We start from the raw sequence: 18,325 nt of genomic DNA on the forward strand, positions 1-18,325 counted from the left end.
TGCTCATGACGATGACCCGAATCGACTGACTGGTTGCGCCGGCGCATTGCAGTGCCGGGGCATTTGCGCGGCTTCCCATGCCGCGTTTTTTGAGCCGAAGTGACGAAAAGATGAAGACGAAACCCACACCGAACCGCCTGTTGCTGATTGCTGCGCTGGCCGGCGCACTGAGCGGTACTGTCCATGCAGAGACGGCGGCGACCACGGCGACCGTTGCGACGGTCAATGGCACGCCGATCACGCAGGCCGACGTCGATACGCTGCTGCGCGCGTCCGGGCAACCCGACTCGCCGCAGATCCGCCAGGCGATCAAGAATCAGCTGATCACGCGCGTGCTGGTTCAGCAGGCCGCCGAGAAGGCGAACTATGCCGACAAGCCCGAGGTCAAGGCGGCGGTGCAGCAGGCGAAAACGAATGCCGAAGTGCAGCTTTACCTGCGCGACAACGTGAAGCCCGAGCCGGTGACAGAAGAACAGGTCAAGGCGCGCTACGACGAACTCGTGGCCGCGCTCGGCAAGAACGAGTACAAGCCGCGCCTGATCATCGTCAAGGATCCGGTGACGGCCGCGACGGTGCTCAGCGAGCTGAAGGCGGGCAAGTCGTTCGAAGGGCTGGCGCGTCAGTACAGCATGGCGCCGAGCCGCGACGCCGGCGGCGAGCTGCCGTGGGTGAGCTTCCACACGCCGGCGACGGAAGGCAAGACGTCTGGCCTGCCGCTGCCGGTCGCGCAGGCGCTCGAGAAACTGAAGGTCGGCGCCGCGACGAGCGATTCGATTCCGGTCGATGGCGTGCGGGCGATCGTGAAGCTGGATGCGAAGCGGCCGACGCAGGTGCCGGGTTTCGCGACCGCGAAGCCGGGGCTTCAGCAGCAACTGCAGGCGGCTGCGGTGGAGAAGGCGAGTGCGCAGATGATCGGCAACCTGCTGAAGGACGCGAAGATCACGCAGTAATGCGGCGGCGTTGAAACGCCGGATGTCACGCGCGCCAGATCATGCTCGCGCTCGTTTCGGTTTCCGATTCGCTGCGGAAGCCGAGCCGTTCGTAGAGCCGCCGCGCCGGGTTGCCGTGCAGCACGCTGAGCGACACCGGCACGTGCGCGCGTGCCGCGTCGCTCAGGAGTGCGCTCAGCACGGCTTCGCCGATGCCCTGCCCCTGATGCGCCGGGAGGATCTGGATCTGGTGCACGTGCCACTCGTCGGCGGCGCGTGTCACCTTCAGCAAGCCGATGGTTTCATCGCCTTCGCAGACGATCATCGCATCGTCGAAATGCGCGCGGATGCGCCGGTCGTGCGCGTCGTCGTCGGACGGCATGCCAGCGCGTTGCAGGTGCTCCGTCATCGTGAGCTTGCGAAGCGTCAGCAGGAACGGCAGGTCGGCGGCTGACGCCGGGCGCAGGCGGATTGCGTGTGTCATCGGGCGGACTCGTTCGTTCGGGAAGGCGGGAGCGTCGACGGGAAGGTCGAACCCCAGCGAATGATTGCCGAATGAGGAGTGCCGGTCAAAGGCCCGGCAACTGAATCTGTAGGCTGGCTGGGCGATGTTCGAGGACATCCGTCACTTCGTATTCGGTTTTTGCTCCGTCCGAGGTTTGCCACTGCTGCATGCGGACTTTGCACACGAGCACGTCACCCTTGCTGAAGCTGACCTGACTGTTGTTCACGCGCGACAGGAAGCCGGTATCCGTGATAGCCGCATGAATCGTCGACGTGCCGTCGTACAGCCGCCACTTGTTGTCGTCCTTGAATGCGAGCGACACGATCGAGAACGCCATCTTGCAATGCTCGTCGAGGATCAGCGAGTCGGCGGGTTCGGGCGCGTGAAACCACGCGATTTCGCTCCGGTCGACCGTTTCGACTATCTCCGTATCGGTGCCGACCGCAAACACCACGATGCCTTCGCGCGCGAGCGGTGCAAGCACTTGCTCGGTAGCGTGGCGCACGCCGACGTCGCGCAACAGGGTGAGGACGGGCAGGTCGATTTCGAGGGTGTCGCCTTCGACGTGCAGGATGGCGGTGTGGTCCTGCATTTGCACCTGCAGGATCTCGCGCCCGCGCAGCCATTTGAGGACGGCGAAGAGCCCCTTTCCCGCCTTCGGCGCGGCGATGCCGAGCGCGGTCAGGATCGTGACCGCATTGGCGAGCGCCGTGCCTTCGTTGCCGCTCAGCATGTCGCGCATGCGGCCGAGCAATGAGGTCGCGAGCGTGAGGTCGATGCCGAAGCTGCCGGTCTTGAAGCTGCCGCGCACGTTCACCTGCGGCCGCACCTGATTGCCGCACAGCGCGCGGGTCGATGCGTCGAGCAGATCCCCGATGGCAAGCAGCGCGGGCGCGAGTTCGCGCACGTCCATTTCCGACGATTCGAGCGCGGGCCCGTCGTATGTGGCGCGAAAGCGGCTCATGGCGCAGAGGGGGCCGGGATCGGCCGGGCCGGTACGGTTTTCATGGCGTATGGTCATGCGGAAAGTGGGCGGATGACGTGGACGATACCGGAAGCGCATGCTTTCGGATGTCTTTCATGCTAGATGCGATCCACCGGCCGCGGGCGATTTTGGCCGTCCGGCCAAGACGACGTTCTGACGTGTCCCGACCGTACCCGGCACACGCCGAACTTTTCCGATCCTTGCCCGGTCACAACCGCCAGCGCGCGGGCGCCCGCACGCGCTTCCGGCCCCGGTATTCCCCGGCCCGCCCCGTCCGCATATCATTCGCACATCGCGCACCTGCCGACCGCAGGCGCAGCACACAGGGATTCTCGATGGACACCAAACGATCGCGGCCTGGCCTCGTCGCCGCGCTGCTCTGGGCGGCGCTTTATCTCGCGACCGGCTACATCTCGCACCAGTTCAACGGCCCCGTCCGGCTGACGGGCTATATCTGGCTGCCGGCCGGCGTGACGGTCGGCGCGTTCATGCTGCGGCCGATGCGCGAATGGCTGACGCTGGCCGGCGCGTTCCTGGTCGGGCAGCTCGCGCTGAGCGGCATCGAACACGGCAACCTGCTCAACGCAGTGCTGTTCACCGTCGACGAGGTCGGCGCGGCCGCGCTCGCGGTGTGGCTCGTCCAGCGCGTGCGCTTCTCGCTCCAGGGGCTGTATTTCCTGCGCTCGGTGATCCTCGCCGGCCTGATCGCGGGCGTGGTCGGCGCGATCGGCGGCGCGGCCTGGTACACGGTGGTCAAGGGCGCGCCGTTCTTCGACGTGTGGTCGGTGTGGGCCGCGTCCGATTTCGTCGGCGTGCTGCTGGTCACGCCGGTGCTCGCGTCATGGTCGCGCTTTCGCGCGCACCGCTCGGGCGATCACGAGCGCTTCGACCTCGTGCTCGGCATGGTCTCGTTCGTGCTGGTCGTGGGCGTCGCGCTCGTGATCTTCGACGGCGACACGTCGCAGAAATTCGGCACCGGCGCCGGCTTCGCGCTGACGTATATCCCGCTATTCCTCACCGTCGCGGTGACGCTGCTGCTCGGCGGCCGCGCGGGCTCGTCGTCGGTGCTGGTGCTCGCGCTGATCGTGATCGAGCAGACCGCGCAGGGCGACGGCCCGTTCGCGTCGTTTCACGAGCATTACGGCAGTGCGTTGCTCGAGGCGCAGCTCTATCTGGCGGTCGCGTCGCTGCTGGTGCTGGCGGTGAGCACGCTGAAGACGACCCGCGAACGCGTGCATGAACATGCGGCAGTCCTGCAGAACAACATGGAGCTCGCGCTCGCGAGCGCCGGCCAGATCGCATACGTGCTCGACCCGGAATCGGGGCGGATCGAGTGGAGCGGCGACGTCGAGCGTGTGTTCGGCGTCGGCGTCGATGCTGCACAGATCGCGAGCGTGCCGCTCGTGCTCGAACGCGTGCAGCCGGGCGACCGCGATGCGCTGCGCGACTACTGGGATGCGGAGATCGCGGGCGAGGATCGCGCATCGCTGTCGCTGCGCATCGTGCAGCGCGACGGCGGCACGCAGACGGTCACCGATCATGGCGCGCCACTGCTCGATTCGAATGTCGACGTGACGGTGGTGGCGGGCGTCTGGCAACTCGAGCGCGTGTGGCCGGCGGCGGACGAATGAGCGGACGCACGTCATGACGGGCCGCACGGGCGTCCTGCTGATCCATGGACTCGGCGGCACGCAATACGATCTCGGTTCGCTGCACAAGGCGATGCGGCGCGCGGGCGCCAACACGCACATGATCACGCTGCCGGGGCACGGCACGCGCCCCGAGGATCTGGTCGGCGTGCGCGCGGAGGCGTGGCTCGATGCGGTGACCGAGCAGTATCGTGCGCTGGAAAACGAGTACGACACGCTGCATGTCGCGGGCATGTGCATGGGTGCGCTGGTCGCGCTGCTGCTGTGCCATCGCGTGCAGCATGCGCGCGGCCGGCTCGCGTTGCTGGCCACGCCGGTGTTCATCGACGGCTGGTCGACGCCGTGGTACCGCGCGCTGCGGCACGTGCTGTACCGCGTGCCGGGTGTGGCGGAGCGGATGCGTGTGGAGGAAGGCGATCCGTTCGGCATCAAGAACGCGACGATCCGCGCGATCGTGAAGAAGAAGTTCGAGCGCGAGGACAATTTCCACTATGCGTGGGTGCCGCTCGCGTGCGTGCGACAGGTCGACCGGATGCGCGACTGGGTGCTCGAGGCCGCGGCCGGCACGCCGTGCCCGACGCTCGTGCTGCATGCGCGCGAGGACGAACTGACGAGCCTGCGCTCGGCCGATTTCCTGCTGGAAACGATGCCCGACGCGCGCGGGATCGTGCTGGAGAACAGCTATCACATGATCTGCGCGGACAACGATCGAGACGACGTCGCGCGCCACGTGCTCGACTTCTTCGGGTTCGATCCGGTGCATGCGGTCAGCCCGGCGATGGCGCGCCGGATGGGACGGCTGGAATCCTGACGGCGACCTGCCCGGCCCGGGATGCCTTATATCCGCTGCCCCCGGTCCGCATCGGGTAACGCATGCGTACCGGGGCTTGGCGAATTCATGCCGTTTCCGTCGCGCGTCGCGCCAGCAGGGTCGATGCGGCCAACTGACCGCGTACCGCGTCGATGGCTGCGTCGCTCGGCGCAATGCCTTCGAGGTAGATGAAATCGACCGTCGACAGGCCGATGACGGCCAGCACCTGCTTCAGGTACGGGGTCAGGAAATCGGGCTGCCGTGCCGCTGCGCCGGTGCAGATGCCGCCCGAGCGTACCAGCACGAGCACGGGTCGATCGGTGAGCAGGCCGAACTTGCCTTCCGGCGTGGCCGTGAACGTGCGGCCGATACGTAGCACGAAATCGATCCACAACTTCAGCGCGGCAGGCACCGTGAAATTGTGCATCGGTGTGCTGATCAACACGCCGTCGCTGTGTTCCACTTCCGCGATCAGTTGTTCGGAGTACGCCAGTGCGGGATCGGAATCCGGCTGCCTCGCGACCACCGCATGCGCATAGTCGGCCGATAGCGAAGGCAATCCGGGTTGACCGAGGCTGCGCGACACGACCCGCGCATCGGGGCGGGCCGCCTGCCATTGCGCGATGGCTTCGTGCGCAATGCGTGCGCCCAGCGAATGACTGCCATGCGGACTGGCATCGACAAAAAGAAGGTTGTTCATCAGAGCGCCTGTAGAGACTGACTGAAATGCATGCCGCGGGACAGCAGCCCCTGGCGGAAATAGAAACGCTGCGCGAGCGCGTTGGAGAGCCCGGTATCGAGTACCAGATGCGGGCAGCCGTGTTGCCGCGCGTCGTCGCGCACCGCATCGAGCAACCGCTCGCCCAGCCGTTGACCGCGCGCGTGTTCGGTCGCGACCAGATCGTCGACATAGACGAAGCGCCCGTACAGCGTGTTTTCGAGGTGACGGTATCCCGCCAGCGCGACGACCGCGCCGTCCGGGTTGCCGTGCCGTGCGGTCAGCAGCACATAGCCTTGTTCGGCCTGGCGGCGCATCTGCCGCACGAACGCATCGGCATCGGCCAGGTGCGGGCGCAGCTCGCGCATCACGTCGAACGTCGACCGGTAATCCGCGTCCGTCTCGGCACGTTTCAAATGGATCTCTGGCATCACGATTGCTCCACGGTAACGTACGTTACTGTACGAATCGGATGGCGTATCCTGAAGGTCCAAAAAGTGACTATTTGACTGGGACATGAAAATCGACGATCTGATGCCGGACCGTCATCTCGACATGCCGGTCTATCGGCAACTGGTCCGGCGTTTCCGCGATGCGATCGAGACGGGCAAGCTTGCGCCGGGCAAGCGCGTGCCGTCGGTACGGAGCCTGGCCAGCGAACTCAATCTGGCACGCGGCACCGTCGAAGCGGCCTATCAGATCCTCATCGGCGAAGGGTACCTGGTCGCACACGGGCCGGCCGGCACCGTCGTGTCACCCCAACTGCCGGATGGCCGGCAGCCGCGCGCCGCGGCGCCCAGGCCGGACGAACCGCCGCGCGGCGATTCGACGGCGAGCGGGCCGAAGCCGTTCCAGATGGGCATTCCCGCGCTCGATGCGTTTCCGCGCATGCCGTGGATACGGCTCACCGGGCGTCATGTGCGGGCGATGGCGACCCCGTCGCTGGACTACGCGCCGCCTCAAGGGCACGACGGGCTCAGGTGCGCGCTGTCCGCCTATCTCGGCGTGTCGCGCGGCATCGACTGCTCGGCCGGGCAGATTTTCATCACCGCGGGGTATCGCGGCGCGCTGGACCTGATTTGCCGGACCTTGCTGCGTCCCGGCGACACCGGCTGGTTCGAGGATCCCGGTTATATCCACGCCCGCCGCCTGCTCGAGCACGCGGGGATGCGGCTCGTGTCCGTGCCGGTCGACGACGACGGCCTGTGCGTGGAAGCGGGGCAGCGCCGGGCGGCCGATGCACGTTTTGCCGTGGTGACGCCGACCCATCAAAGCCCGCTCGGTGTCGCGCTGTCGCTGCCGAGACGCCTCGCCTTGCTCGACTGGGCCCGTCAGCAGCGGGCCTGGATCGTCGAGGACGATTACGACAGCGAGTTTCGTTACCACGGCCGCCCGCTGCCCGCGCTCAAGAGCCTGGATCGCCACCACCGCGTGCTTTACACCGGATCGTTCAGCAAGGTGCTGTATCCGGGCTTGCGGCTGGGGTATCTCGTCGTTCCGGAGGAGCTGGTCGCGGCCTTTCGCGACACCGCCGGCTGGTTCGGCGGCAGCGGCCAGATGCTGATGCAATCCGTCGTCGCCGATTTCATGGAGCAAGGGCACTTCGCGCGCCATCTGAAGAAAATGCGTGCGCTGTACGCCACTCGCCGAGCGTGGTTGATCGATGCGTTGGGCAAGGTGTTCGGCGATACGCTGCACATTCCGCCCCGCGCGGGCGGCCTGCATGTGGTGGCCTATTGGCGCACGGCAGTCGACGATCGCGCCGTCGCTCGCATGGCCGGGCTGCAGGGGTTTTCCATCCAGCCGCTGAATGAGTGGAGCCAGGGCCGCCGGATGCCGCCCGGCATGTTGCTCGGGTTCACGAACCTGATGTCGGCGCAGCAGGCGTTGACGCTGGTGCGGCGCCTGTATCGGCTCATGCGTGCGTGAACCGTGTGTGGTGGATTGCGCACCCGTGGAGCGCCGAAGTGTGTGCGACTGGTGCCACGGCTTTGCGATTGTTTGACTGAGTTACTGCGACTGTCCTGCGCATTGTCGATATCACCCGGTGACGTCGCTGTCCGGATTCATACCTCATAGGTCAGTCAGATCCGTCACGATCTAGGCCCCGTATACGGCAGGCTTGGGATGTTGCTTCAGTCATCGGTTTGGCTTGGGCAAGCAGACGCACGTACCCCAGCGAAAATCACATAATCCCGCTACGATTGCGTGTCCGAATAAAAACGGGGTGCGTACATGTCGCGTGGAATGTTTGAATTCGTCAAGAATGAACCTTCGTACAAAGATGCCGATAAAAAGTGGCAAGTCGAACTTTCAAAATCAGATCGGTTTTGGTATGACCTGGTAATTGACCCGCCTGATGGCTTTGATGTAAAAAAACAGATAACGGATTATTTTAAGAACTTGCAGGCAGTATTGAAGTCGCAAATCGACAAGAGATTTGTATATTTTCTTGGTGCGCGGAAAAGGGTTAGATTTTCCATGAAACGAAAACCTCGATATTCGTTTTTTGGAAGTCGATTGAATTTTTACGTAACGATCGGCCGAAGCGATAAGCCAATAAAGGTCACAACAAAGATACGTGATTATCAGAGCGGCAAGGCGATCAAGCCACGCGTCGAAGTTTCCGAACGACTGATAACGATCTTTGTTTCGGATGTTGAAAAAGTTTCGATGCCCATACACGATTTTCTGCTTCAGTGCGGTATCGATCTCGGCATAGATACCGAGGTACATTACGTCGGTTCAACACAAAATCCAGCGACGAGGCCGTTAAATCGCATTCACCGTGGATTTTCGGACATGGTGTATCGAGTTCCCAATGAAGAGTACGATTACTTCGTTTATTATAATTTGTTTAAGGTAACGTCTATAACCGAGGCTGGCGATAGTCCGCTTCGCTACGCTGTCGCAAATTCTATGATCGACGAGATTGGCGTAAAGGAGGAAGGTAAAATTATCGAAAATGTTATAATAAAATATTTCGGAGCAAAATCTCAAGAAGAGAACAAGGAGGCGGAGGAGGGGGAGCTGAGAAACACGCTGCTACTTCTTGCCAATAAACACAAGATAAAATCTATTTCCGTTCTATTGGAGATGGAAGAACCGACAGAACATTTTCGATTTTTCTCTCGCTCAGTGCCGCCGTCGGATCGACACAAATTTGTATGTCGAATCCAAGATAGCACAGTGGAACTAACGGCGGAGGATTGAACGTTATAGAAGCAATGACCGGAGATCGGCCACCGCGTAATCTGCCGTCAGTGGTTCTGGGCTATCCAGGGACGATTGCCGACAATCGATGCCGTGAAATAGCCGCGGTAGCCGACATGTTCGAGTAGGCTGAACGTTCGCTTCGGGGCGGCAGCAGTCAATCGCGCACAACGAAATGCCACTCGTTAGGCGCCGCAGTAGACCAATTGCACTAACTCTGACGCCCCGCCCCCGTCCCGGCACCGGCGGCGCGACTGGACGTAAGTCGCTGATTTTCTGCACACACTGCTGCCCATACTCTGTCGCCCTACGGCATCGGCTGCCCGAGCCGCACACGCCGGCCATCGTCGACCGTGACGCCAATCCGCAGCGATGCCGCTACCCCGCCTCCGGCAGCCGCGCGATCCGTTCGCGGGTGGCAGGCGACGCAAGACAGGTGGCCACCGCTTCGTAGCCCGGTGCGCCGGGGTACGGTGCGACGCGGGCCGGCGGGCTATGGTTCGCGGGACACAGAATGATCGCTTCGTCGGGTCCGACGGCCGACAGGTCCAGCATCGCCGACGAGCGGGTCAGCATGAACAGCGGCCGCATGCCGTCGGCTCTGGCACGCTGGCGAAGGCACGCAATCAGCGCCGCCTGCGTCGGCTGGTCGAGATCCTGTTCGATCATGTCCACGACCCGGGCGCCGGCGCCATCCGCCTCGAGGCCGGCAAGCAGCACGGTCAGCGCCGCAGACGCCGTGGCACCTTCGTCAGCGAGCCATGCCGACGTGCGTTCGACCCGCGCCTTCAGCGCCGGATCGGCCCGCAACGCGGCGAAGGCAGCTGCGCCGCCGTCTTCCAGCCGGTCCAGCCCGATGAACGCGGCACCGGGCAATGCGTCGGCCAGCCGATGCGCGAGACGGGTCTTGCCGCTGCCCAGCGAACCGATGATGTAGTTCAGCGGACGGATATCGCGAAATTCGAACCATTCGCCGTCCCACGGCCAGGGAAGGCTGAACGCAACGCCCGCGGCGGCCGGAGCGAGCAGACGCGTCAATTCGCCGTCGTCGGGCATGCGGCCGCGTGCGAGATCGGCGCGGATCGCGCGAACCTTGTCGACCTTGCCGACCAGATCCTGAATGTCGCGCCCGAGCGCCGCTTCATGCGTCGCCAGGGCGTCGCTCAGGCTGCGGGCGTCGCCTCCCAGCACGTTCGCGGCCTGAGCCAGGCTCAAGCCGAGCGCGCGAAGCGCCGCGACTTCGGCCGCACGCGCCAGATCGTCCGGGCCGTAGGCGCGATATCCGGCCAGCGTTCGCCCGGGCGTGACCAGTCCTTGCCGCTCATACAGCCGCAGCGCCTTCACCGATACGCCGAGCCGCGTAGCGGCTTCCGATGCGCTCAGGCCGCGTGTGACATCGCTCATGGGTCACCTTCGGGTCGTCGATTCGTGACGACCAGCATAAAGGCGATCCCAAGGGCCGGGTCAAGCGCGATCGCGCGCGAATTGATGAAGACACAGGCCGCGCCGCGCGTCAGTCGGCGGCCGCGAACTCGTCGCGCAGCGCGTGATACAGCCGCCGATAGCGCGCCAGCCGCCCCGCCAGCAGATCGGCCGTCGCAGCATCAGGCGCGACCGTCTCCGTGACGGGCGGCGCGACGCAGACTTCCGCGAGCGTGTCGTCCGTCGCGGCGAGGCGTGCAAGCCGCGCGGCACCCAGTGCAGCCCCGACCGCGCCGTCCGCATGGCGCTGCATCGCGAGCCCGGTCGCATTCGCGCACAGCCGCGCCCAGAACGCGCTCTTCGAACCACCGCCGATGAACGACACCGCGTCGAGCGTCGTGCCGGCCGCGCGCAGCGCGTCGTAGCCGTCGGCCATCGCGAACGCGACGCCTTCCATCACCGCATACGCGAGGTCGTCCGCGGCGTGCTCGTTGGACAGCCCGAAGAACACGCCGCGCGCATGCGCGTCGTTGTGCGGCGTGCGTTCGCCACCGAGATACGGCAGGAACAGCGGCGCACGCACCGGCGCCGCGCGTTCGGCGCGCGCGGCCAGCTCGCCCGCGGTGGTGCCGTGCGCGCGGGCGAGCCAGTCGAGGCTCGCCGCAGCGGACAGGATCACGCTCATCTGGTGCCAGCGCCCTTCGACGCAGTGGCAGAACGCGTGCACGGCCGCATCCGGGTTCGGCGCGAAGCGGTCGTTGCCGGCGAACAGCACGCCCGACGTGCCGAGCGACAGGAAGCCGCTGCCGGCACCCGTGACGCCCATGCCGATCGCCGACGCCGCGTTGTCGCCGGCGCCGCCGGCGATCGTCACGGGCCCCGCGATGCCCCATTCGCGCCGCAGCGTGTCGCGCAGCTGCGCGGCCGGAGCATTGCCTTCGACGAGGCGCGGCATTTGCGCACGCGACAGCTCGGTCGCGGCGAGCATCCGGTCGGACCAGTCGCGGCGCGCGCAGTCGAGCCACAGCGTGCCCGACGCATCGGACATGTCGGACACGAATTCGCCGGACAGGCGCCAGATCAGGTAGTCCTTCGGCAGCAGCACCTTGTGCACCGCGCGGAACACGGCGGGCTCGTATTTCGCGAGCCACAGCAGCTTCGGCGCGGTGAAGCCGGGCATCGCCATGTTGCCGGTGATCGCACGCGATTCCGGCACCAGCGCTTCGAGTTCGACGCATTCGGTGCCGGCGCGCGTGTCGTTCCACAGGATCGCGGGGCGCAGCACCTGGTCCGCGCGATCGATCAGCGTCGCGCCGTGCATCTGCCCCGAGAGCGCGATGCCGCGCAGCGCGGCGAAGCCGGCAGGATGCGCGGCGCGCACCGCCGCGATCGCATCGAGCATCGCGTGCCACCACGCCTGCGGGCTTTGTTCCGACCAGTGCGGATGCGGGCGGCTGATCGACAGCGCGGCCGAGCCGGTCGCGAGCGGGACCGAACGGGAATCGGTGAGGAGTACCTTGACCTCGGACGTACCGAGATCGATGCCGAGAAATGTCACGTGTGAAGCATCCTGTCTGGGGCGCGCGGCGGCGCACGCCGAAGCGGCGGCGCGTCGTCGCGGCCGTGCGGTTCGTTGAGCCGGTGCAGCGCGCGGAACCTCGACGGCGGCACCTGCTTCATCGCGAGAAACTGACGGTTGAAATTCGACAGGTTGTTGAAGCCAACCCGGTAGCAGATGTCGGTCACCGTCAGGTCGGAAAACATCAGCAGCTCGCAGGCCTCGTTGATGCGCAGCCGGTTCAGGTAGCGCACGAACGACGAGCCGGTATGGCGGCGGAAAAACCGCGTGAAGGTGCTGACGCTCATCCCGGCGAACGCGGCGACATCGGTCTCGCGCAGCATGCCGGGCAGGTTCTGCTGCAGGTACGACAGCACCTGGTTGATGGTCGACGACATGTAGTGCTGCGCGTCGCTGCGGTAGCCGGGGCCGGCGAGCACGCGCCGCTCGCGGCACGACGACAGCCGGTCGAACAGCGACATCAGGATCTCGACGCGCCGGCAGCCGTGCGCGTTCGCGAGTTCGAGCATCAGCGGCGCGACGTCGCGGCCGACGCGGTCGGGAAACTGCACGCCGCGCGCCGCATCGTCGATCAGCTCGATCACAGGCTGCAGCTCGCTGAACGCGCCGACCATCTTCTCGATCGCGTCGCGCGAGAACTGCAGCACGACGTCGCGCGACGGCACGCGTTCGCCGTCGGCGAGTTCGCTGACCCAGTTGTGCGGCAGGTTCGGCCCGGTGACGATCAGGTTGCCGGGGCCGAAATCGCCGATGTGATCGCCCACGAACATCTTGCCGTGCGACGACTGGATCAGATGGATCTCGTACTCGGGATGAAAGTGCCACTTCGCGACCGAGTGCGGATAGTCGTGGATCCACGCGCGGAACGATTCGTCGCGGTGGGTGGGAACGATCTCGAGATCCGGGTTCATCGTGTGCTCCGTCGGGGGCGTGCCGGCGTGCTACGAACGGGACATCGACCAGCCCGTCGCGGCGGGCGGCGTGGTGCGCGTCGCGGCCGCCGGCGGCGCCGCGTGCGCGATCGGGTTCGCGTCCGGCAGCGTGACGTTGCGCTCGGTGCCGGCGTCGAACAGATGCAGGGCTTCTTCGTCGAAGCGGAACGCTACCACGGCCCCCGGCGCCGGGGCCATCGGGGCCGGCACGAGGGCCGCGCACGGCTGGCCGCTCCAGTCCAGCGTGACGAGCGCCTCGGCGCCGAGCAGCTCGACGAGTTCGACCGTGCCGGTCAGCGCGAGCGTGCCCGGGGTCGGATCCGGTTCGGTGACGAGCCGCAGGTGGTTCGGGCGGATCGCGACTTTCACCTGCTGGCCGTCGTGCAGCCGGGCGAAGCGCGGCGACGCGAGCGGCCAGCGCGCGCCGTTGCAGTCGAGCAGCACGTTCGCGCCGAGGCGCTCGATCGTGCCGTCCGCGAAGTTCATCGCCGGAGTGCCGACGAAGCCGGCGGCGAACACCGTGTGCGGTTGCCCGTACAGCTCGGCCGGCGTGCCGATCTGCTCGATGTGGCCGCCGCGCATCAGCACGACGCGGTCGGCCAGCGTCATCGCCTCGAGCTGGTCGTGCGTGACGTACAGCGTGGTCGTTTTCAGCCGCCGATGCAGCCGCTTGATGTCGCCGCGCAACTGCGTGCGCAGCTTCGCGTCGAGGTTCGACAGCGGCTCGTCGAACAGGAACACGGCCGGCGTCTTGATCATCGCGCGCGCGATCGCCGCGCGCTGCTGCTGGCCGCCCGACATCGCGCGCGGGCGGCGGTCGAGCAGCGCGTCGAGGCTCAGGATGCGTGCGACGTCGCGCACGCGGCGGTCGATCTCGTCGGCCGGCACCTTCAGGCGCCGCAGGCCGAACGCGATGTTGTCGTACACCGTCATGTGCGGATACAACGCGTAGTTCTGGAACACCATTGCGACATTGCGCTCGCGCGACGGCAGGTCGTTGACGACCGCGTCGCCGATCACGAGCTCGCCGCCGGTGATCGCCTCGAGGCCGGCGATCATTCGCAGCATCGTCGACTTGCCGCAGCCGGACGGGCCGAGCAGCACGATGAATTCGCCGTCGGCGATCTCGAGGTCGAGCGGGTGCAGCACGGCGGGGCCGCCGTCGTAGTGCTTCGACAAAGCCTTGCAGGTGATCTGGGCCATGGCTCAATCCATTTCGATCTGAATCTTGACGTCGCGCGGGTGGCCGCTCGCCGCTTCCTCGAACGCGCGCACGCCTTCGGAAAACGGGAACGTGCGCGAGATGAACGGCTTCACGTCGATTGCGCCGGACGCGATCAGCGCGAGCGCGCGCGGAAAGATGTTCGCGTAGCGGAACACCGATTCGATGCGGCCTTCCTTCGCCTGCAGCGCGACCACGTCGAGCGGCACCGGGGCGACCGGCATCCCGATCAGCACCGCGCAGCCGCCCGGGCACATCAGGTCGACGAGGCCCGCATACGCGTTCGCGCTGCCGCTCGCCTCGAACACGACGTCCGCGCCCCAGCCGCCGGAGGCTTCGGCCACCGCGTCGGCCAGCGGCCGCGTCCGCACGTCGACGGTCGTGACGGCCGGGTTGCCGGCGAACAGCGCGAGCTTGTCGGGCACGACGTCCGCGAGGATCACGCGCGCGGCGCCGCCGGCGAGCGCGGCAAGTGCCGTCATCGCGCCGATCGTGCCGGCGCCGATCACGACCGCGAGGTCGCCCGGCTTCATCGCGGCCTTCTTCGCGGCCTGCAGGCCGATCGACAGCGGCTCGACGATCGCGCCTTCGGCGAACGACACGTTGTCCGGTAGCCGATACGTGAACGCGGCCGGATGCACGACGAACGGCGTCAGGCAGCCGTGGATGGGCGGTGTCGCCCAGAAGCGCACGTCGGGATCGAGGTTGTAGAGCCCGCGCAGCGTCGCGGGCGAATCGAGGCGCGGCACGCCGGGCTCCATGCACACGCGGTCGCCGACGCGCAGGTGCGTGACGCCGGCGCCGGTCTCGACGACGGTGCCGGATGCTTCATGGCCGAGCACCATCGGCGCGTCGACGCGGAACGGGCCGATCCCGCCGTGAACGTAGTAATGCACGTCGCTGCCGCAGACGCCGACGGTATGCACCTTGATCCGGACGTCGCCGGGGCCGACCGCTTGCGGCAGGTCGATATCGCGCAGCGCGAGCTCGCGCGTGCGTTCGAGTACGAGTGCTTTCAACGTGTTCTCCTTATTTTCCCTTGACCATCGAATTGAGCAGGCGGCTCAGCATGCCGACGAAGACGAGCGGCGGCAGCGCGAGCAGCACCGTCGACGCGTTGATCACGCCCCACGGCACTTCCTGGCCGAGCGACGTGAACGCGGACGCGACCACCGGCAGCGTCGCGCTGCGCGACGACGTGAGCGCGAGCGCGATCATCAGTTCGTTCCACACCAGCACGAAGCTGAACACGATGCCGCCGAGCAGCGTGCTCGCGCACACCGGCAGCGCTATATGCCAGAACACCGCGTACGGGCCGTAGCCATCGAGCGCGGCGGCTTCCTCGATCTCGCGCGGCAGCCGGCGGAACACGGGGATCGACAGCCACGTGATGGTCGACAGCGTGACGAGCAGGTACGTGACGATCATCGACAGCTTCGTGTCGTACAGCCCGAGATCGACCCAGATCGCGATCAGCGGCAGCGCGACCGCGACCGGCGGCAGGAAGCGCAGCGACAGCAGGAAGAACTGGATGTCGCGCTTGCCGCGTATCGGGTAACGCGCGATCGCATACGCGGCCGGCACGCCGAGCACCGCGCCGATCAGCACGGCCGCGCCGACGATCGCGATGCTGTTGCCGAGCCCGATCAGCACCTCGAGGCTCGACAGCACCTGCTCGTAGTTCGCGAGCGTCGGCGTGAAGATGAAGCGCGGCGTGGGCGTGACGATGTCGAGCAGGTGCTTGAGCGAATTGAGCACGGCCCAGAACAGCGGGAACGCGGCGACGAGCAGGATCGCGCCGGCGATCATGACGGTCGACAGGTTCGAAACGGTCGCGGCGGTGCCGCGGCGGGCCATCAGTCGTCCCATTTGTTGACCCTCTTCCAGATGAGCGTGAAGACGAGCGTGGTCGCGACCATCATCAGCACGGCCATGCCCGACGCATAGGACACCTTGCCGGCGAGGCCGATGCCCTGCTGGTACGCGTACAGGTCGAGCGTCTCGGTCGCGATGCCGGGGCCGCCCTTGGTCATCACGTAGATCAGGTCGAACGAGCGCAGCGACTCGACCATCTTGATGAACACGAGGCTCACGAGCGGCGCCTTCAGCATCGGCAGCGCGATGTATGCATGCACTTGCCACGTCGTCGCGTAGTCGAGCCGCGCGGCTTCGAGCGGCTCGGGCGGCAGCGTCTCCAGCAGCTTCAGGATCACGACCGCGAAGAACAGCCCCCATTGCCACACGTCGACCAGCGCGACCGCGTACAGCGCGAGATGCGGATCGGCGAGGAACGCGGTGTTCTCGATCCCGAGCATGCCGAGCAACCAGCTCAGGATGCCGGTGAGCGGCGCGTACATGAACTTCCAGATGAACGCGGCCGATACGCGCGGCAGCAGCACCGGCATGATCAGCACCAGCGATGCGAGGCGGCGCCAGCGGCCGTGCACACGCTCGAACAGGAATACGGCCAGCGCGATCCCGACCAGCACCGCGCCGGCCACCGTGACGACTTCCCACAGCACCGACACTTCGATCGCGTTCAGGAAGCGCCGGTCGGAGGCGAGCCGGATGAAGTTGCGCAGGCCGACGTATTCGCTGTCCGGATAGCGCAGCACGCGGTTGCGCAGCGCGAGGTTGATCGCGGCGACCGTCGGGACGAGGCTCAGGACCGCGAGCAGCGCGAGCGTCGGCGCGAGGAACACCCACGGCAGGCTCGTGCGGTCGCGGCGCGCGCGGCCGCGCCGGGCGGAAGATGGGGAAGGGGCCGGACGGACGCCGAGCGCGCGTCCGCCGGCGCCGTCATTTGCGAGCGACATGTTCGAGCGCGTCCTTCGCGTACTGGTCTGCGTCGTCGAGCGTGCCGCGCACGTCCGTCTGCGTGCCGGTGAACACCTGCTCGAGCGCGATGCCGAGGTTGTCGCCGATATCCGGCCACTGCGGCGTGCGCCAGATCGTCACCTGCGTGACCGGGTTGGTGTCGTTCAGCCCGGCCTGGATCTGCGGCGCGACGTGCTGCTTGAAATACGGGCTCGCGATCGTGCTCGACCGGTTGTAGTCGCTGAACACGCCGTTGCGCAGCCGCGCCTGCTCCTGGTCCTTGCTGGTCGCCCACGCGATGAAGCGGCCGGCGGCCAGCCGCGTGCAGTTGTCCTTCGCGCCGACCGCCGAGATCGCGAAGCCGTGGCCGTACGCGGCCGACGGCAGCGGCGCGGGCGGGCGCGTGTAGCCGACCTTGCCGGCCACGCTCGACTTGCTCGCATCCTCCATCCAGTCCGCGAACGGCGTCGATTCGATCATGAACGCGACCTTGCCCGAGCGGAACGCTTCGAGCGCGTTGCTCCAGTCGTAGGTCGCCGCGCCCGGCGGCGCGAACTTGAACAGGTCGCTGTAGAGCTGCGTGGCCTTCACGGCGGCCGGCGAATTGAACGCGGGCTGGCCGCCCTTGTCGGTCCAGGCGCCGCCCATCCCGAGCATGAACGGCGACCAGCGCCACACGTTCATCCCCGAGCCGCGCTGGCCGCGCGCGACCCAGCCGTAGAGCTTCGGCGGCGCGTTGAGCTTCCTGATCGCGGCGACGAGCTGGTCGAGCGTCTTCGGCACCGGGATGTGCGCGGCGTCGAGGATGTCGCGGCGGTAGAACAGGAAGTCACCGCCACCGATCAGCGGCGCGAAGTACGCGACGCCGTTGTAGCTCGCGACCGCGCGGCGGCCGGGCAGGAAGTCGTCGTAGTCGTATTCCTTCGGGTAGTACTTGAGGAGCGGCACGATCCAGTTGGCCGACGCGAATTCGGCGACATTCGCCTCATCGACGTAGTAGATCTGGTAGGAACCCGCGCCGGTCGACGCGTCGAGCCGCGATTTCGCGCGGCGGTCGTTCTCGCCGAAATAGCTGATCTCGACCTTGGTGCCGCTCTTCTTCTCGTAGTCGGCCAGCGATTTCTCCATGACCGACAGGCCGAGACTCTTCTGCGCGAGCACCCGAAGGGTCGGCACCTTGCAGGTTTGCGCGGCCGCGACGCCCGGCAGACAGGCGCCGAGCAGCAAGCCGGCTGCGACGATTCGCATCTTGTTCACCCGTGTCTCCTTGATTCTGCTTGTTCGAATGCCGTCGATGACGGCAGGAACAATGGTGAGACGGGGGCGATGCGGGCACCACATCAAAAGAAAACGCCAACCGATACTTTTTGCTCAGGGTTGGTCGTGCGATGCACAAAATGTGGTGGTGGAGTGGGGCATCCGGCCGGCGGGAGGGGCGGGACGGCTCGAGCTATCCGCGTGTCGTGGCGTGACTGCATCAGCCGCTACGACCGGCCGCACGCGCTTTTCTGCCGCGATCCGGGTTACTGGCAGGCCGCGGGCT

The 18,325-nt window shown here is 66.3% G+C and carries 17 protein-coding genes; 5 read left to right on the plus strand and 12 right to left on the minus strand.

The annotated features are described in order from the left end of the window. Window positions 1–110 precede the first annotated feature (110 nt). Window positions 111–950, plus strand: a complete 840-nt coding sequence (locus CFB50_RS18625) for a peptidylprolyl isomerase (RefSeq protein ID WP_089446818.1) — start codon at window positions 111–113, stop codon at window positions 948–950. A 25-nt stretch (window positions 951–975) separates the two neighbouring features. Here the strand turns inward: CFB50_RS18625 and CFB50_RS18630 are convergent, their stop codons facing one another. Then, complete coding sequence (locus CFB50_RS18630; RefSeq protein WP_089446819.1) at window positions 976–1,413, minus strand: GNAT family N-acetyltransferase; 438 nt, start codon at window positions 1,411–1,413, stop codon at window positions 976–978. Window positions 1,414–1,498: 85 nt separating this feature from the next. Beyond that, window positions 1,499–2,455 (minus strand): hypothetical protein, encoded by a 957-nt coding sequence (locus tag CFB50_RS18635; RefSeq protein ID WP_089446820.1) that lies wholly within the window; start codon window positions 2,453–2,455, stop codon window positions 1,499–1,501. 299 nt (window positions 2,456–2,754) lie between these two features. Here CFB50_RS18635 and CFB50_RS18640 point away from each other — a divergent pair, with 299 nt between their 5' ends. Together CFB50_RS18640 and CFB50_RS18645 are read left to right on the plus strand one after the other, a co-directional pair. Continuing rightward, the gene (locus tag CFB50_RS18640) at window positions 2,755–4,050 is read left to right on the plus strand and encodes an MASE1 domain-containing protein (protein ID WP_089446821.1); all 1,296 of its coding nucleotides are present in this window, start codon (window positions 2,755–2,757) and stop codon (window positions 4,048–4,050) included. A 13-nt stretch (window positions 4,051–4,063) separates the two neighbouring features. Then, window positions 4,064–4,879 carry an alpha/beta hydrolase gene (locus CFB50_RS18645; protein WP_089446822.1) on the plus strand — a complete coding sequence of 272 codons (816 nt, stop codon included), beginning with the start codon at window positions 4,064–4,066 and terminating at the stop codon, window positions 4,877–4,879. Window positions 4,880–4,964: 85 nt separating this feature from the next. On the opposite strand, the gene CFB50_RS18650 is transcribed toward CFB50_RS18645, so the two are convergent. Continuing rightward, entirely contained in the window at window positions 4,965–5,579 is a 615-nt protein-coding gene (locus CFB50_RS18650) for an FMN-dependent NADH-azoreductase (RefSeq protein WP_089446823.1), read from the minus strand. Beyond that, window positions 5,579–6,028 carry a GNAT family N-acetyltransferase gene (locus tag CFB50_RS18655; RefSeq protein ID WP_089446824.1) on the minus strand — a complete coding sequence of 150 codons (450 nt, stop codon included), beginning with the start codon at window positions 6,026–6,028 and terminating at the stop codon, window positions 5,579–5,581. Before CFB50_RS18655 ends, CFB50_RS18650 begins: the two co-directional genes overlap by 1 nt. Window positions 6,029–6,113: 85 nt before the next feature. Here CFB50_RS18655 and pdxR point away from each other — a divergent pair, with 85 nt between their 5' ends. Both pdxR and CFB50_RS38830 read left to right on the plus strand, forming a co-directional pair. Further along, window positions 6,114–7,526, plus strand: a complete 1,413-nt coding sequence (gene pdxR, locus CFB50_RS18660) for a MocR-like pyridoxine biosynthesis transcription factor PdxR (RefSeq protein WP_089446825.1) — start codon at window positions 6,114–6,116, stop codon at window positions 7,524–7,526. A 318-nt stretch (window positions 7,527–7,844) separates the two neighbouring features. Beyond that, a complete protein-coding gene (locus CFB50_RS38830) occupies window positions 7,845–8,810 on the plus strand; it encodes a hypothetical protein (protein ID WP_144020671.1) in 966 nt (321 codons plus the stop codon). 378 nt (window positions 8,811–9,188) lie between these two features. Here CFB50_RS38830 and CFB50_RS18665 read toward each other — a convergent pair whose 3' ends face one another. From CFB50_RS18665 to CFB50_RS18700, 8 genes are all read right to left on the minus strand, one after another. Continuing rightward, on the minus strand, window positions 9,189–10,214 hold the full coding sequence (locus CFB50_RS18665) for a MerR family transcriptional regulator (RefSeq protein ID WP_089446826.1): 1,026 nt from the start codon (window positions 10,212–10,214) through the stop codon (window positions 9,189–9,191). 109 nt (window positions 10,215–10,323) lie between these two features. After that, a complete protein-coding gene (xylB, locus tag CFB50_RS18670) occupies window positions 10,324–11,790 on the minus strand; it encodes a xylulokinase (protein ID WP_089446827.1) in 1,467 nt (488 codons plus the stop codon). Beyond that, window positions 11,787–12,722, minus strand: a complete 936-nt coding sequence (locus CFB50_RS18675; protein WP_069250467.1) for an AraC family transcriptional regulator — start codon at window positions 12,720–12,722, stop codon at window positions 11,787–11,789. Before CFB50_RS18675 ends, xylB begins: the two co-directional genes overlap by 4 nt. Window positions 12,723–12,752: 30 nt before the next feature. Next, window positions 12,753–13,946 (minus strand): ABC transporter ATP-binding protein, encoded by a 1,194-nt coding sequence (locus tag CFB50_RS18680; RefSeq protein WP_089446828.1) that lies wholly within the window; start codon window positions 13,944–13,946, stop codon window positions 12,753–12,755. A gap of 3 nt (window positions 13,947–13,949) precedes the next feature. Then, window positions 13,950–14,984, minus strand: coding sequence for an NAD(P)-dependent alcohol dehydrogenase (locus tag CFB50_RS18685; protein WP_006480069.1), 1,035 nt, complete (start codon window positions 14,982–14,984; stop codon window positions 13,950–13,952). Window positions 14,985–14,994: 10 nt separating this feature from the next. After that, on the minus strand, window positions 14,995–15,834 hold the full coding sequence (locus CFB50_RS18690) for a carbohydrate ABC transporter permease (protein WP_089446829.1): 840 nt from the start codon (window positions 15,832–15,834) through the stop codon (window positions 14,995–14,997). After that, entirely contained in the window at window positions 15,822–16,781 is a 960-nt protein-coding gene (locus tag CFB50_RS18695; protein ID WP_235986607.1) for a carbohydrate ABC transporter permease, read from the minus strand. The genes CFB50_RS18690 and CFB50_RS18695 overlap by 13 nt, the downstream gene beginning before the upstream one ends. After that, on the minus strand, window positions 16,765–18,030 hold the full coding sequence (locus tag CFB50_RS18700; protein WP_373452979.1) for an ABC transporter substrate-binding protein: 1,266 nt from the start codon (window positions 18,028–18,030) through the stop codon (window positions 16,765–16,767). The genes CFB50_RS18695 and CFB50_RS18700 overlap by 17 nt, the downstream gene beginning before the upstream one ends. Window positions 18,031–18,325 lie beyond the last annotated feature (295 nt).

This window comes from Burkholderia sp. AU33423 (assembly GCF_002223135.1).
In the GTDB taxonomy this organism is placed as follows: Bacteria; Pseudomonadota; Gammaproteobacteria; order Burkholderiales; family Burkholderiaceae; genus Burkholderia; species Burkholderia lata_D.

Excerpts from the sequence above, each read along its gene's own strand:
- CFB50_RS18625 (WP_089446818.1), top strand. The coding sequence starts at position 111 with ATGAAGACGAAACCCACACCGAACCGCCTGTTGCTGATTGCTGCGCTG.
- CFB50_RS18630 (WP_089446819.1), bottom strand. The coding sequence starts at position 1,413 with ATGACACACGCAATCCGCCTGCGCCCGGCGTCAGCCGCCGACCTGCCG.
- CFB50_RS18635 (WP_089446820.1), bottom strand. The coding sequence starts at position 2,455 with ATGACCATACGCCATGAAAACCGTACCGGCCCGGCCGATCCCGGCCCC.
- CFB50_RS18640 (WP_089446821.1), top strand. The coding sequence starts at position 2,755 with ATGGACACCAAACGATCGCGGCCTGGCCTCGTCGCCGCGCTGCTCTGG.
- CFB50_RS18645 (WP_089446822.1), top strand. The coding sequence starts at position 4,064 with ATGACGGGCCGCACGGGCGTCCTGCTGATCCATGGACTCGGCGGCACG.
- CFB50_RS18650 (WP_089446823.1), bottom strand. The coding sequence starts at position 5,579 with ATGAACAACCTTCTTTTTGTCGATGCCAGTCCGCATGGCAGTCATTCG.
- CFB50_RS18655 (WP_089446824.1), bottom strand. The coding sequence starts at position 6,028 with ATGCCAGAGATCCATTTGAAACGTGCCGAGACGGACGCGGATTACCGG.
- pdxR (WP_089446825.1), top strand. The coding sequence starts at position 6,114 with ATGAAAATCGACGATCTGATGCCGGACCGTCATCTCGACATGCCGGTC.
- CFB50_RS38830 (WP_144020671.1), top strand. The coding sequence starts at position 7,845 with ATGTTTGAATTCGTCAAGAATGAACCTTCGTACAAAGATGCCGATAAA.
- CFB50_RS18665 (WP_089446826.1), bottom strand. The coding sequence starts at position 10,214 with ATGAGCGATGTCACACGCGGCCTGAGCGCATCGGAAGCCGCTACGCGG.
- CFB50_RS18675 (WP_069250467.1), bottom strand. The coding sequence starts at position 12,722 with ATGAACCCGGATCTCGAGATCGTTCCCACCCACCGCGACGAATCGTTC.
- CFB50_RS18680 (WP_089446828.1), bottom strand. The coding sequence starts at position 13,946 with ATGGCCCAGATCACCTGCAAGGCTTTGTCGAAGCACTACGACGGCGGC.
- CFB50_RS18690 (WP_089446829.1), bottom strand. The coding sequence starts at position 15,834 with ATGGGACGACTGATGGCCCGCCGCGGCACCGCCGCGACCGTTTCGAAC.
- CFB50_RS18695 (WP_235986607.1), bottom strand. The coding sequence starts at position 16,781 with ATGTCGCTCGCAAATGACGGCGCCGGCGGACGCGCGCTCGGCGTCCGT.
- CFB50_RS18700 (WP_373452979.1), bottom strand. The coding sequence starts at position 18,030 with ATGCGAATCGTCGCAGCCGGCTTGCTGCTCGGCGCCTGTCTGCCGGGC.